The sequence below is a fragment of the Motiliproteus coralliicola genome (genome assembly GCF_003345655.1).
Taxonomy (GTDB): domain Bacteria; phylum Pseudomonadota; class Gammaproteobacteria; order Pseudomonadales; family Balneatricaceae; genus Motiliproteus; species Motiliproteus coralliicola.
Window position 1 is genome coordinate 210959 of record NZ_QQOH01000003.1, and the last position, 13894, is coordinate 224852.

Sequence of the window (13894 nt, forward strand, 5' to 3'; positions counted from 1 at the left end):
CCGGAACGGACGGAAGCCAACATGACCCTTACCACGGAAAACTCCAAGTCGACACAGGATCTGCATTCGCGCATGACGGCCACCCGTGCCAGCCAACTGACCGGTCGCTTGAAGCAATCTTTGATCCAACATCAAGCCGGTAGTGAACGCCTAGTGGCCTGGGTGCAATTCTTCGTGGTAGTCACCTTCTCGCTACTCTATTCACTGGCCCCGAAAACCTTTACCTCTGAAGCCGAGTTCGCACCGGTACCCTGGGTATTGGGCGCCTACTTTTCGTTCACCGTACTGCATCTGTATGTCTGCTACCGCCGTCTGCCACCGGACTGGTTCACCTATCTGTCGATCGCCGTCGACATGGCGCTGATCTATGTTCTGATCTGGAGTTTTCATCTGCAGTACATGCAGCCGCCGTCGTTTTACCTCAAGGCACCGACGCTACTGTATGTGTTTATCTTTATCGCGCTACGAACGCTACGCTTTGAGGTCAAGTTCATCCTGTTTGCCGGCGGTTCGGCAATCTTTGGCTGGATTCTGATGATCCTGTATGTCTTTACCGCCGACCCCGGTAACACCATGGTCACCAAGGACTATGTGCAGTATCTGACCTCCAACAGCATGCTGCTCGGTGCCGAGTTCGACAAAATCATCAGCATGCTGATCGTGACATTGGTACTGGCCACCGCCGTTCATCGCAGCAAACGCCTGCTGTTGAATTCGATTATCGAAACCCGGATGGCGGAAGACCTGTCGCACTTTGTTCCCGATCAGGTACTGCACGATCTGAGTCACAGCGACGACGCCCCCCGAGCCGGTCAGGCCAGCCGCTTCCAGGCTGGAGTGCTGTTCATCGATATCGCCAATTTCACCAGCATCAGCGAGAAATTCAGCCCCGAACAGCTGGTCTCGACCTTGAATGACTACTTCACCGAGGTCGGCGCGATCATGGAGCGTAACGGCGGCACCATCAACCAGTTCCAGGGCGACGCAATCCTGGCCAGCTTCGAGCAGTCCCACGATGGCCTCAACAGCTCCGAATGTGCCATCAAGACCGCACTGGAGATCCAGCAACGGCTTGAACAGGCCCGTTTCGGCGATCAGCAGCTCAAGCTAAGCAGCCGCATCGGTATCAACAGCGGCGAGGTAGTCGGTGGAATGATGGGATCGCGGAACCGGCTGATCTATACCGTCCACGGCGACGTCGTCAACCTGGCGGCCCGGTTGGAGCAGCATAATAAACAGGTCGGCAGTGATATTTTGGTCTCGCGCGATACCCGACTGGCCTGCCGTGACGGTCTGTTTGAGTTTCACCCCGAGGGCGAGGTCAAAGTGAAGGGGCGGGATGCCATTACCCGGATCTACTCGGTCAAGTCACCGGATACGCAGAGTTAACCCGCCAGGCTTTCGGGAGCATCCTGGCATTCCGGGCGCGCTTCCAAGAGTTCAATCAGCTGGATGATATTCTGCCTAGCCGCCGGTTCATGGTCGGCCCGGAACTGGGCATGGTGATACAGCTGCGGCCGCCGGATCAGTTCGCGTAAGAACTCCAATTGACCTCTATAGTCGCAGGCTGGGTTAACCAACTGCCTCTCTTCCTGACAACGGACAGTATCGCGAAGATACTCTGCCCAAGGGCGGGCAAAACTGGCCAGGTCGATATCCAGCATCAACGCCTGCTCCGGATCATCGACCGGAGTTTGGTGAGTGGTCAGCGCAATCATGGTACAGATCTTGTCCAGCCGTTGCGGTGCCATCCGGTCCTGCGCCAGCTCTCGTAATAGCGCTGCTCCGCGCTCTTCGTGCCCCTTGGGATCAGGTCCGTAACAGGCATCATGGAACCAGATCGCCAGTTCCACCGCGTCCGGATCTTCAATGGTCTGGCGGTAGCGGTCCAGCCATAACAGGCACTGCTCGATATGGCTACCATCGTGATAACGGCGACAAGGCTCGCTGTAGTTGGCCTTCAGACGATCAAAAACCGCCTCACCATCGGACTCCTGGTCGGGATTGAGATTGCGCATCCACAGCTGACCAAAACGATAGGCATCCATCTAAGGACCTCCGCACACCTGGGTGGACAGTTGACGTTGCAGCAGGTTGTTGGTCTCCTGCGCTTCTGCCAATTTGTCCGATAACTGGCGCATGACGTCAAGGGCCACGTCGGAGTTGCTGGTCAACAGTTTGACGAACATATCCCCTTCGATGCGTAACACCTTCAGGCCATCCCGTGCCCGGATGGCAGCACTACGCCCCTGTTTTGAGATCACCGCCATCTCACCGATCAGATCACCGCTGGTTCGGGTCAGTACGACCTTTTCCGTGCAGCTTTCTTCATCACAATCGGGTTTAGCCATCACCTCGGCCTCGCCCTGCATGATCAGGTAGACGTCATCGGCAGGGTCATCTTTGTAAAACAGATAATCTCCCGCCCGGTATTCAACCAGCCGACTGGTAAAAGCCAGTAGTTTGAGCTTGGAGTCATCCAGTTTAGACAGCATAGGAATACTGCGTAAAAACTCCACTTCCTGATTGATATCCAAAACCGACTCCCAACGACGGAAAACTAAGAGCCTCGCACTGGAGCTCCTACAGTGTCAAGCACACCCAAAATCCCCGGGAATTATTCCCGGAGATCTCATTAGTGTAGATGAAAGCGTAAGTTTGTGACGAATCAGTGTCAGTCGCGCTCTAGCGCACGGTACTCTTTATCCCAGCGCTTGGCTTCTTTCTTGGAGGGGCCGCCGACCACTCCCAGGGCGTGGCGAACCCGGGCACGGCTCAGATCCGGCCCCAGCAACGCCATCGATTCGATCACCGAAACCGAGGCAGCGCTGCCTGAGATCGCCACGAACAACGGCGCCAGCAGATCACGAATCTTCAGTCCCATGGCTTTGGACAGTCCATTCAGGGTCTGGAAGATCGCATCCTTTTCCCACTGCCGCAGCGCTTCGAGATCCCAGAGCGCATACTGCAGCACCTTACGAACCTGCTCCGGCTCCAGGCTCTTGTGGGCGAACTGCTCCTCGTCCAGATCCAGCATTCCAGCCATAAAGAACCCGGCCAGCGGCACCACGTCGGAGAAGGTATCCACTCGCGGCTGAATCAGCGGAATGATCGGCATCAGGTAGTCACGATTCAGAGCCCATTCCTTGACCCGCTCGGCGAACGCCTCGGCATCCAGGCCTTCACGAATCCACAGGCCGTTGAGCCAGCGAAGTTTTTCGGTATCAAAGACCGGTCCACCCAGGGACACCCGCTGAATATCGAAGGCGTCAAACATCTCCTGACGGCTGAATTTTTCCCGCTCGTCCGGCATCGACCAGCCCATCCGTCCCAGGTAGTTCAACAGCGCTTCGGGCATAAAGCCCATGCGCTGGTAATACAGGATGCTGGTCGGGTTCTTACGCTTGCTCAGTTTGCTCTTGTCCGGGTTGCGCAGCAGCGGCATATGGCACAGATGCGGCATCTCCCAACCAAAGTATTCGTATAGCAGCTGATGCTTAGGCGCAGAATTGATCCACTCCTCGCCCCGAAGAACATGGGTGATCTTCATCAGATGATCGTCGACCACATTGGCCAGGTGGTAGGTTGGCATGCCGTCGGCCTTCATCAGCACCTGCATGTCGACCTGGGCCCAGTCGATCTCGATCTGGCCGCGCAGCATGTCATTGAAGGTACAGACACCTTCGCGGGGCACCTTCATCCGGACCACATGGGGCTCGCCACTCTCGAGACGACGGGCGACCTCCTCTTCGGACAGGTGCAGGCAGTGTCCGTCATAGCCCAGCTGCTGCTTGTTAGCCATCTGATCCTTACGCAGCTCATCGAGTCGCTCGGAGGAACAGAAGCAACGGAACGCATGTCCGTTATCCAGCAGCTGCTGGGTATGCTCTGCGTAGATTTCACTGCGCTCACTCTGGCGGTACGGACCATGGGGGCCACCGACATCCGGTCCCTCATCCCATTCCAGCCCCAGCCAGCGCATCGAGTCCAGAATCATCTGCTCAGACTCCGAAGTACTCCGGGCCTGGTCGGTGTCTTCGATCCGGAGAATAAACTCTCCGCCTTGCTGGCGGGCAAACGCCAGGTTAAACAGCGCAATATAAGCGGTACCTACATGCGGATCACCGGTAGGAGACGGAGCAATACGAGTACGAACGGTCATATCTGGACAGATTCCGTGGCTAGAAATATTAAGGGAGGCGCATTATAGCGGAGCCGGACAAAGCAATGCCAATGGATGGTTGTCTGCGACACCGATTTGGTTACACTATAACATTACATATAGATCGCTGAATTCTATTCAAATTCCAGCGCCAACCTAACTATCAACAAGCTGAATCCAAACCATGCCGCATTTTTCTGTTGCCGCTCTGTTACTGACGGCAGTCTTAAGCCTTATTTCTGTTCAGGCACGAGCCTTGGACGTCGTCGCCACCATCCAGCCGATTAAACTGCTGGTGGCCGAAATTACTGACGGGGTCGTGGAGCCCAAACTGCTGTTGCCGGCGAACACCTCGCCCCATGATTTCCAGCTGAAGCCGTCGCAGCGACGGACCATCCAGCAGGCCGATGTGATTTTCTGGATCGGCCCAGATATGGAGATGGCGCTGAACAAGCCCCTGGCCCAACTCGATGATCACACCCTGCTAGTGACTCTGGCCGAAGGCGCTCTGGATAGTGAGAAGCTGCACCAGGAACACGATGAACATGAGGCTCATGAAGAGCATGAAGCCCATCAGGATCATGACGAGCACAAAGAAAACGACGCTCACGACGAAGAACATGATCACGATGAGCATGAGGCCCATAAAGAGCATGCTGAGCACGAAGAGAACGATCATGACGACCATGCTCAGGAAGCGGCCAGCCATGAACACGGCCACGATCACGAACACGGTGAAGACCTGCACCTGTGGCTTGATCCCCATGAAGGCGAACGTATCGCCAAGCTGGTCGCCGAGACACTAAGCCAGGCAGATCCGAACAACCGTCCCAAATATCAGCAAAATCTGGCTGAGTTCCTAACCGACCTGGAAGATCTGGATAAGCAGCTGAAGCAGCGTTTGAAGCCTTTAAGCGGCAAGGGCTACTTTGTATTCCACGATGCCTATAACCGCTTTGAGGCTCACTACGGCCTCAGCCACCTGGGTGCTATCACGATCAGCCCCGAGCGCAGTCCTGGAGCAAAGCATGCGGCGGAAATCCGTGAGCGTCTGATCAAGAATGAAGCGGTATGCGTATTCAGCGAGCCGCAATTCCCGTCGCCTCTGGTCAGCAACCTAATCGAGGGAACCGATGTAGGCAGTGGTGTTCTGGATCCGATGGGTGGCCAGATAGCACAAGGCCCTAAGGGCTACCTGCGCTTTCTGGAGCAGATGGCCGCTGATTTCGAAGCCTGTTTGAGTCAGTCCAACAATTAAATTTGTCAATCGCGGAACTTTGACTGACCGTCCCAGTCACAGGAAGCAGAGGCACATGGCCGTGCATCTCTCCTTCGTTTGTTAGCCCCGCCCTCGCGGGGCTTTTTTTTGCCCAAACCTCGCTGGAGTGCGTTATTAGCTTCAGGTCAGCTGGGCGCGGTATCTCTCGATAACCTCTTCAAACTTGGCACGCTGATCTTCCGGTACTAAACGACGGTAACTGTCGGCCATGTCGGAAAAGTGAGACATCAGTTCCAGATCGGACTGATGGTGAGTACGGGCTCGCCAACGCAGATAGTCCACATCGTTTTCCATCTGATGACGTAATCTTTGCAAGGTCATAATGCAACCTCCCTGTTGCCGCAAGCCGCATCGATCCATCGACCTTAGGTCATCCGCGCGGCGAAGAATTAATCACAGCCGCGGTAAACACCGGCGGTCTGCGCGATTAATTTTAATTGGCTTTTAATCGAAGCGCAAAAGCGCGCCCGGCCAAGTCTGTTTACTGCATGTCGATATAGGCGCGCTGTACGTCACGAATATCGAGTTCCAGGATGGTCGCATAGGTATCTTTTTGAATCGGATAACTTTTTACGACACGAGCACCACGAATGATGCCACCGACTGCAGCATTGAACTGATCATTCTGTACCACCATGTCGCGGACCTGATTGGTACCGAACAGGTGCTGACCGTGGACGATCGCGGTTAATTCCTGATAGGCACGCAACTTCGATGCCCGCATTGCCATCAGCATCTTCTGCTCTCGGGTCTGTCCCGGTTGCAAACTGATCGGCGCATAACCGGTAGCCGAGATGATCTGTGGCGCCGGATCGACCTGAGGCACCGAGCTGTACTCGGCCTCTTCGTGCCGGTTGTTCTGAGCCTGGTTGTAGTAGTACTTCATGGTGTCGCAACCACCAAGCAGTACCATTGCCAACAGCGCGACTGTGGCTCGAACAGACTTACCCATAGTTAAACTCTCTCGCATATCCTGTCTCTGGGGGGGATTACCCGATTACTGCACCGGCACGCCGCCGTTCTCGATGATCATACCGTCTTGGCTGCTAAACGGATCATAGCCGGGAAAAGCTCCTTCGAGCTGTTCGATACCGAAGTCCGACTGCCCTGTTGCCACCACTTGCTGAGTCACCGTATCCAGCATCCGAGCATTGACGGTTACGCCGGAAGAGTTGACGTTATAGGTTCCTCCAAGCACATAGCTGATCCGATGACGCCGGTAATACTCGGCCAACGGTAGATTCTCGAGGCTGCGATCGGCAAATGGCAGCGCCCGATGATCGATCAGGTTAAACCCTCGGGCCTGCAGCTCATGGTAGAAGCCTTCGGCTAATTCATCACCAAGCGGACGCTTTTCCGTTGCCGCTGACAGCTCCACAAAGGGCGTGATCGCAATCGGCAGCCGCTTGATTCCCCGCTGGGCCAAACTGGTTTCGATCTGCTCGGCCATCTGCCGCACCGCACCGCCCAGATAACTGACCGGTTCGGCAATCGCCGAACGCTCGGCCGGATCGGTTGGAGTCGGTTGCAGCGCTTCGGGGTTGGTGACACGGGTAGCGACTTCGTTATCGACCACCACATGAATCGGTCGATCGGCACAGCCGGCCACCAGTGACAGGGTAAACAGCGTTACGGCAAGTTGTTTCATCGGACTCTGGACTCGCATTAAGGGTCTAAAACGACCACAAGTGCAAAGAAAATATCACAAAAAACGCTGGGCTGGACGGTTTGCATAGGCCAAAGATTTTAATTAGCTTAAGCGGTTCAATTTACTGCTCCAATATAGGCCCGCCATGGCGTCGTTGATCTGCTCGCTACCGCGTACTCTGCTGGTACTGTTTGTTATCCTGCTCAGCCCTGCCGTCCTGGCCGTCAGCATCGAAGCCGAAGGCTCTGCCTTGATTTACAACCAGGACATCAGTTCCGCCCGCCACCAGGCTCTGCGCAACGCCTCACAGCAGGCACTGCTGCAAGCCGGTGCCTATATCAGCAGTTCCCAGAGCATCAGCCAGGGCGTTATCAAGACCGATAACCTGCGAATCCGCACCCGGGGCAATCTCAGCAATGTTCGGGTTATCGACGAGCGGGTCAAAGGCGATCGTTTCTGGCTGCGTATTCGTGCCGATGTGGATACCGACCAAAGCTGTGCACTGGGCGATGCCCATACCCGCTATACCAAATCGGTAGCGGTTGCAGCCTTCCCGCTGCAACATCGTCCGCAGGCGGCTCTGGGCAACCTCTACGGCGCTGAGCAGCAACTATCGGCCTCGTTAACCTCACTGATCAACGCCGAAGGCCCGCTCCGTGCACTGAACGCCTCGCACCTGAGCGTCAATCCGGCTCCCTCCACCGCTGCGACCTATCAGCAGGATCAAGGCCCACTGACCGAGGCGCTGCAGAACTTCAGCGAACTGGATGTCCAGTTTATCGTTTCCGGGGTGATCCGCGACCTGAGCCCCTATGACCCCAGTCGCCACGATGAACAATTGATCTGGAAAACCCTCTACGACCAGCTCGACGTCCGTGGTCGCCAGCGTCTACGCAACTTTGCCGTCGATCTGTTTATTCACGATGGCTATACCGGCACCCTACTGTTCAGCCGCAGCTACCGCACCGGGGGGTTCTGGGACGCCGACGATGTTGACCAGGTGGGTTTCTACACCCCGGCATTCTTGAAAACCGATTACGGCCAGAAGGTGCGCAACCTGCTGACCCAGGCAGGACGCGATATCAACAAGCAACTGCAGTGCGAACCGTTCCGAAGCCGGATCATCCGCGCTGAACAAAACCGCTTAACCTTTAACGCCGGTTCGGTAGTCGGGATCCAGCCCGGCGACCAGTTCCGCCTGTTCCGTAAATCGATGTTCTTCGACACCCTCGACCAACCCCATATCAAGCTCGAGGACACGCGCCAGACCGTGGTGGTCAACGAAGTGCAGCCGCGCTTTTCGGTCGCCAATATGGAAAACGACGCGGTGGAGCTTAATATTCAGCAGGATGACGTGTTGATAGCGTGGTAGCGCCTGACAGGTCGGGCAACTAAACCCGACCTAACTCTGCCCTTGATCAATTTTAGAACGGCCGCCCGTCTGCTAAAATCGCCGACCTTTGACCCCTTACCGGAGCAGCGGCAATGCCCAAGGCCTGTGACCTGAAAAAAGGCGATGTGATCGAGCGCGATGGCAAGCTCTATATCACGCGCCAGATCGACGTTAAATCCCCCTCCTCCCGTGGGGCTCAAACGCTGTATAAGACCAGGTTCAATCGCATCCCAGACGGCCAGAAGCTGGAACTCTCACTGACCGGGGACGAACTGCTGCAAAGCGCAGATCTACGCCGTGCCCCTGCCCAGCTTCTGTATCAGGAAGATCAGCTCTACACCTTTATGGAGCAGGAGGAGTACAGCCAACACAGCCTCAGCAGCGAAGAGCTCGAAGGCCAGTTGCCCTACCTGTACGACGGCATTGAAGGCCTGACTGCACTGATAGTGGACGATCGCATGGTCGCCATTGAGCTACCGGCTTCAATCAGTCTGCCGATCGTAGAAACCTCACCGGCGATCAAAGGCGCCTCGGCCAGTGCCCGGACCAAACCGGCCCGCCTACCCACCGGTCTTGAGGTTCAGGTACCCGAATACCTGGCCGAAGGTGAAGTGATCCGGGTCAATACCAGCACCGGCAAATTCATGTCTAGGGCCTGAACATGAACCGCATTGCCCGTCCTGCCATCGCCCTGCTGCTAATCGCCCTGTTCGGCTGCCAGCCGTCGGACCAGAGCCACACCGTGAAGGGGCCACAAACCGACTCGGAAGGCGCTGAACAGCCGGCATCCGAACCCGTCGCAGCGGCAAAACCACTGCAGCGCAGTAGCAATGCGCCCAGCCTCCGTCTCCCGGAGCCGGGGCCGACATTACCCGACTTCGGCGCAATCAAGGACGTGAAACAGAAAAAGCAGCAGTTCTTTGCCTATCTGGAGCCGATGATCGCGCAAGAGAATGCGCACACCCAAGCCCTGCGCAGCCATTTCGAGCAACTGCTGGAGCTGCTCGAGCGGCAGCCACAATTGCATCCGGACGATCAGCAGTGGCTTGCCCAGGTCAATAAGTCGTTCCGTATCGATGCCGAAACCGAGGCCGACCAACTCCACCAGTTGCTGGCCAAGGTCGATCAAATTCCGGCCGCTCTGGTTAAAGCCCAAGCCGCCAATGAATCGGCCTGGGGCACCTCCCGCTTCGCCCGGCAGGCCAACAACCTGTTCGGCCAGTGGTGCTTCACCCCCGGCTGCGGAATCGCCCCGTTGCAACGGGGGGCCGACCAAACCCATGAAGTCGAAGCCTTCGATTCGGTGGCAGCGGGAATACGCAGTTATTTCACCAACCTCAACGGCAACAAGAGCTACAGCGATCTTCGTCAGATCCGCCGGTGCCTGCGCAACCAGCAGCAACCGCTTCGCGGGCGGGCGTTGGCGGCTGGTTTGACCCACTATTCGGCCCGTGGCGGTCACTATGTCGACGAACTCCAGTCGATGATTCGCATCAACAAGCTGGAGCCTTGGGCCGCCAGTTGGTGGGGTGACAGCCAACCCAAGCACCCCTGCTACCAGCTGGTTCAGGTCGAAAACGACCAACCCGATCCAATTTTGGTAGCCAGCGCTGCACCAGAAGCTGCTGCCTCGACGGCACCCACAGCCCAGCAACCTGAATCCAACCCAGCCTCAGGCTCGGTTGCCTCGGTGGATCCAACGCCTGTCGCCAGCGACCTGTTGGCGGCTAGCGCTCAAGTCCAACAGCCAACGGCGGCGATTGAAAACTTGATACCGCCGACGCCTGCGCCTCCTCTGGAGCAAGGCAAAGAACAGCCAGCCGGGCCGATCCAGTCAGCCACAATACCGTCGAACAACAACTCGGACACAGCCGAGCAGAAGTAACACGCTAAAGACTAAGGGAATCGAACAACGGATGCTGGTAAGCTTGCCGAAGCTGTACAGAGCTTGGCGTAGAGGACTGCTGTGAAGACTCAAAAGCTCGTCATCATTTACATCCTGACCCTGGCCGCATCCGCCCTGCTGGTGGGGTTGTCCTGGTCGATGAACCAGAAAATTCTCAATGCCTCGGCGATCGAGATCGCTCGCGTTAAGGGCCAGTCCGCCTTTCAGTTACTTCAGACAATCCGCAGCTGGAGTGCCCGCCACGGCGGCGCCTACGTGCCGGTGACCGAGAATTCGCGCCCCAATCCCTACCTGCACACCGATGATCGCGACATTGTCGATAGTTCGGGACGCCGTCTCACCAAGATCAACCCGGCCTACATGACCCGGCAGATTTCAGAGTTGCTTCAGGGTGGCGATATCGAAGCCGGTATGACCAGCCTACGGCCGATCAATCCGATCAACAAACCCACCGAGTGGGAACGCCAGGCGATGATCAAGTTTGAGACCCAACACCTCAGCGAGCTGGTCGAACTGATCGACGACCGTTACCGCTATATCGCCCCCCTGTATGTCGAACCGGCCTGCCTGAAATGCCACACCCAGCAGGGCTACAAAGTCGGCGACGTCCGTGGTGCCATGCATATCAATTTCCCCACCTCCCAGATCGATGTGCTGGTGGACAAGCAGAAGCAGATGTCCAATCGGGCACACCTGATCGCCTTCGTGGCGATCACCCTGACCGGACTGCTGATGATCCCATTGGTTATGCATCTGCTGAAACGGATCCAGCAGGGATCCGAGCAGCGAGAAGAGTTGGAACGTCGGGCTCGCTATGACCAACTGACCGGGGTACTGAACCGTAGCAACGTGCTGGAGTACCTGCATAACGAATTCCAACAGGCGGCCCGGCAACAGCAGCCGTTTTCACTAATCATGGTGGACCTGGATTACTTCAAGACCATCAACGACACCTACGGCCACCGTGCCGGCGACAAGGTGCTGCGGTGTACCGCCGAGATGATCCACTCGCAGCTGCGCGAGAATGATCAGATCGGCCGGTACGGCGGCGAGGAGTTTTGTATCCTGCTGCCCGATACCAACCTCGACAGCGCGCTGGCCGTCGCCGAACGGATCCGCAGCCTGATCGAACACTCCGAGATCTCTACCCGGCTGCATCCCAGCATCCGCACCACCGTCAGCGTCGGGGTTGCCGAGCTCAGCCAGAGCGACTGCAGCGACTCGAAGATGCTGATCGAACTGGCCGATCAGGCGCTTTACCTGGCCAAGAACCGCGGTCGTAACCGGGTCTGTAGTCAGCTTGACCTGAAGACCAACTGAGCCGACCTGGAGCCGACTCTCCAGGTGCTGGCGCGAGACCTGTCCACAGCTAGGACTCCTGCCAACCAGCCATCGGACGGCTTAGACGATCTTACGAATCCACTCTTCGCCGCGCTGGTCGATCTGCGGCTGCTGCGGCAGGTAGACAAAGAAGCTACTCCCCAAGCCGGGCCTCGAGCGCACGTTGATCTCGCCCCCTACCCGCTCCAGAATCCCGTAGCTGACCGACAGCCCCAGCCCTGTACCACCCTGACTACGGGTAAAGAAGGGGTCGAAGATCCGCGGTAGGATCTCGCTGTCGATCCCGCAACCGTTATCGCGGATCAGCAACAACACCCCCTCCCCCCGATTTCGGCTGCGGATGCAGATCTCACCGGCACCGGGACTATCCTTGAGCTGCACCTGGATCGCGTTGACCGCATTGACGATCAGATTGATCAGGACCTGCTGCAGCTGCTGCGGATTCCCCTTTACCGTCATGTCGGCGCGAAGATCCAGTCGCAGACGGATCGACTTCTTGGCCAGGTCATGACGTACCAGTACCAGCGAGTCCTCCACTACCTGATTAACCTGCATCGGCGACAGCTGGGCCAGGTAATCGTTGGGCCGTGAATACTGCAGCAGATTGCTGATAATGGCGCGGATTCGATAGACCTGCTCGACGATCAGCTCCGACTCCCGTCGCACTGGTTCGGCCGCGGCCTCATCCAGCTCCGCCATCAGCAGATCCATATTGCCGAGGATCACCGCGGTGGGGTTGTTGATCTCGTGGGCGATACCGGCGGTCAGCTCGCCGATCGCGGCCAGTTTCTCTTTCGCCACCAGCTGCTGGCGGGTTTTTTTCAACAGGTCCAGATTGCGCTGCAAGTCATCGGTACGCTGCTGCAGCTGCGCGGTCCGTTTTTCGACCTTGACCTCCAGTTGATCAGCGTCTGCTTGGATCTGCTGATGTTGCTGACTTAGCTTATCCAGCATCACATCCATCTGCTGGGCCAGCATGCTCAGCTCGTCGCGGGTTTCGAGCCCACCGATTCGCTCATCGCCGCCGGCCCGCACCCGCGCCATCACCCGGGTCATCGCCTCGATCGGCTTAAAGATCGACTTGGCCCCCCGCACCGCCAGCGTCACGCTGAGCAGGGTGACCAGCAGGAACAGTCCGCCCAGCCAGCGCAATGCCTGGAAATAGGTTTCCTTGAAGGGGGCCTCCAGAAAACCGGCATAGAGCATGCCGATACGACGACCGTAGATATCGATAATCGGCTCGTAGGCGGAGATATACCATTCGCTGACCACGAAGGCGCGGTCGATCCATTTCTCGCCCCGCTCCAGCACCTGATCGTGCACCGCCTTGGAAACCAGGGTACCGATCGCCCGCTGTCCCGGTGCTGCGAGTTTTTTGGGAACATTGGTATTGATCCGCACATCGCCCAGAAACACCGTCACTGTGCCCAGACTGTCCTCGGCCAGGCTGCCCTTGCCGTACACCAGCCGTTTGAGCTGATCGACAAACTCAAAATTGCCGTTGACCAACACCCCGGCACTCAAGAACGCCTGGATATCACCCTCGGCATCGCGGATCGGGTAATAACTCAGAAAGACCATGCCGCGATCTTCGGCATCGCGCTGCTGGGGAATCGCCCAGGGTGTGCTTTGAATCGGCAGGTAGACCCGTTCGGCCAATGCCGGATCGATCCGGGCAAGATCGGCCGCCTCGAACAGGCTTACCCCGACACTACCGTTTTCGATTCGGGCCCGCTCCATCATCGGCAGCCGTTTCAGACCACAACCCAGATTGCCGGTCAGATCACAGCCCGAGTTATCGATCAGAAATACAAAATCGAACAACTTGCGCTGCTGCAATCGCTGTAGTTGCAGTGTCAGAGGGGCCAGCTCCGGCCGATGTCCGAACGCCTGCTGGGCCGCCTGTTGGAACGGATAGGACTCGGCGGTCAGGGTCAGCTGCTGCAGGTAGTCACGCTGCTGATCCTCAAATGCCTCATGAGCCACCGACAGGTCGGTGCTGACCTTCATCAACAATTGACGGTAGCTGACCTCGTTACTCCACAGATAGGCCATACCGACCACAAACGGCATAACCAGTAGAATCGGAAACAGCACCAGCGCCAGCAGTCGATAACGCAGGCTGGAGCTGATCAGTTGATAGACTCGGTTCAGCATCAGAGTGT

General features: G+C 57.2%; 13 protein-coding genes. 6 read left to right on the forward strand and 7 right to left on the reverse strand.

Annotated features, from left to right (window positions below; genetic code table 11):
- The first annotated feature begins 21 nt into the window (after window positions 1-21).
- A complete protein-coding gene (locus tag DV711_RS11770) occupies window positions 22-1389 on the forward strand; it encodes an adenylate/guanylate cyclase domain-containing protein (RefSeq protein WP_114695907.1) in 1368 nt (455 codons plus the stop codon).
- Here the strand turns inward: DV711_RS11770 and DV711_RS11775 are convergent.
- The 3 genes from DV711_RS11775 to gltX all read right to left on the reverse strand — a co-directional run bounded on the left by DV711_RS11775 (window position 1386) and on the right by gltX (window position 4162).
- A complete protein-coding gene (locus DV711_RS11775; RefSeq protein WP_114695908.1) occupies window positions 1386-2048 on the reverse strand; it encodes an HD domain-containing protein in 663 nt (220 codons plus the stop codon). The two genes, DV711_RS11770 and DV711_RS11775, sit on opposite strands and share 4 nt — an antisense overlap.
- Window positions 2049-2537, reverse strand: a complete 489-nt coding sequence (locus DV711_RS11780) for a cyclic nucleotide-binding domain-containing protein (RefSeq protein ID WP_114695909.1) — start codon at window positions 2535-2537, stop codon at window positions 2049-2051. It lies immediately after the preceding gene.
- 137 nt (window positions 2538-2674) lie between these two features.
- On the reverse strand, window positions 2675-4162 hold the full coding sequence (gltX, locus tag DV711_RS11785) for a glutamate--tRNA ligase (protein WP_114695910.1): 1488 nt from the start codon (window positions 4160-4162) through the stop codon (window positions 2675-2677).
- 256 nt (window positions 4163-4418) lie between these two features.
- Between gltX and DV711_RS11790 the strand changes: the two genes are divergently transcribed.
- Window positions 4419-5420, forward strand: coding sequence for a zinc ABC transporter substrate-binding protein (locus tag DV711_RS11790; protein WP_165840097.1), 1002 nt, complete (start codon window positions 4419-4421; stop codon window positions 5418-5420).
- 141 nt (window positions 5421-5561) lie between these two features.
- Here the strand turns inward: DV711_RS11790 and DV711_RS19365 are convergent, their stop codons facing one another.
- The 3 genes from DV711_RS19365 to DV711_RS11800 all read right to left on the reverse strand — a co-directional run bounded on the left by DV711_RS19365 (window position 5562) and on the right by DV711_RS11800 (window position 7089).
- Window positions 5562-5762 (reverse strand): hypothetical protein, encoded by a 201-nt coding sequence (locus DV711_RS19365; RefSeq protein WP_133297453.1) that lies wholly within the window; start codon window positions 5760-5762, stop codon window positions 5562-5564.
- 160 nt (window positions 5763-5922) lie between these two features.
- Window positions 5923-6393: an LPP20 family lipoprotein gene (locus DV711_RS11795; protein WP_243633806.1), complete on the reverse strand. Its 471-nt coding sequence runs from the start codon at window positions 6391-6393 to the stop codon at window positions 5923-5925.
- A gap of 45 nt (window positions 6394-6438) precedes the next feature.
- Window positions 6439-7089, reverse strand: a complete 651-nt coding sequence (locus DV711_RS11800) for a FlgO family outer membrane protein (RefSeq protein WP_165840098.1) — start codon at window positions 7087-7089, stop codon at window positions 6439-6441.
- Window positions 7090-7234: 145 nt separating this feature from the next.
- Between DV711_RS11800 and DV711_RS11805 the strand changes: the two genes are divergently transcribed.
- The 4 genes from DV711_RS11805 (at window position 7235) to DV711_RS11820 (ending at window position 11708) form a co-directional block, all read left to right on the forward strand.
- The gene (locus DV711_RS11805) at window positions 7235-8461 is read left to right on the forward strand and encodes a flagella assembly protein FlgT (protein ID WP_114695913.1); all 1227 of its coding nucleotides are present in this window, start codon (window positions 7235-7237) and stop codon (window positions 8459-8461) included.
- Between the two features lie 113 nt (window positions 8462-8574).
- A complete protein-coding gene (gene efpL / locus DV711_RS11810; protein WP_114695914.1) occupies window positions 8575-9141 on the forward strand; it encodes an elongation factor P-like protein EfpL in 567 nt (188 codons plus the stop codon).
- Between the two features lie 2 nt (window positions 9142-9143).
- On the forward strand, window positions 9144-10367 hold the full coding sequence (locus tag DV711_RS11815) for a glucosaminidase domain-containing protein (RefSeq protein WP_114695915.1): 1224 nt from the start codon (window positions 9144-9146) through the stop codon (window positions 10365-10367).
- Window positions 10368-10448: 81 nt separating this feature from the next.
- Window positions 10449-11708: a diguanylate cyclase gene (locus DV711_RS11820; protein WP_114695916.1), complete on the forward strand. Its 1260-nt coding sequence runs from the start codon at window positions 10449-10451 to the stop codon at window positions 11706-11708.
- A gap of 81 nt (window positions 11709-11789) precedes the next feature.
- On the opposite strand, the gene DV711_RS11825 is transcribed toward DV711_RS11820, so the two are convergent.
- Window positions 11790-13886: a sensor histidine kinase gene (locus DV711_RS11825; RefSeq protein WP_114695917.1), complete on the reverse strand. Its 2097-nt coding sequence runs from the start codon at window positions 13884-13886 to the stop codon at window positions 11790-11792.
- Window positions 13887-13894: the final 8 nt, after the last annotated feature.

Bases quoted from the DNA above. Each gene is read 5' to 3' on its own strand.
- DV711_RS11770 (WP_114695907.1), top strand. From the start codon at position 22: ATGACCCTTACCACGGAAAACTCCAAGTCGACACAGGATCTGCATTCG.
- DV711_RS11775 (WP_114695908.1), bottom strand. From the start codon at position 2,048: ATGGATGCCTATCGTTTTGGTCAGCTGTGGATGCGCAATCTCAATCCC.
- gltX (WP_114695910.1), bottom strand. From the start codon at position 4,162: ATGACCGTTCGTACTCGTATTGCTCCGTCTCCTACCGGTGATCCGCAT.
- DV711_RS19365 (WP_133297453.1), bottom strand. From the start codon at position 5,762: ATGACCTTGCAAAGATTACGTCATCAGATGGAAAACGATGTGGACTAT.
- DV711_RS11795 (WP_243633806.1), bottom strand. From the start codon at position 6,393: ATGGGTAAGTCTGTTCGAGCCACAGTCGCGCTGTTGGCAATGGTACTG.
- DV711_RS11800 (WP_165840098.1), bottom strand. From the start codon at position 7,089: ATGAAACAACTTGCCGTAACGCTGTTTACCCTGTCACTGGTGGCCGGC.
- DV711_RS11805 (WP_114695913.1), top strand. From the start codon at position 7,235: ATGGCGTCGTTGATCTGCTCGCTACCGCGTACTCTGCTGGTACTGTTT.
- efpL (WP_114695914.1), top strand. From the start codon at position 8,575: ATGCCCAAGGCCTGTGACCTGAAAAAAGGCGATGTGATCGAGCGCGAT.
- DV711_RS11815 (WP_114695915.1), top strand. From the start codon at position 9,144: ATGAACCGCATTGCCCGTCCTGCCATCGCCCTGCTGCTAATCGCCCTG.
- DV711_RS11825 (WP_114695917.1), bottom strand. From the start codon at position 13,886: ATGCTGAACCGAGTCTATCAACTGATCAGCTCCAGCCTGCGTTATCGA.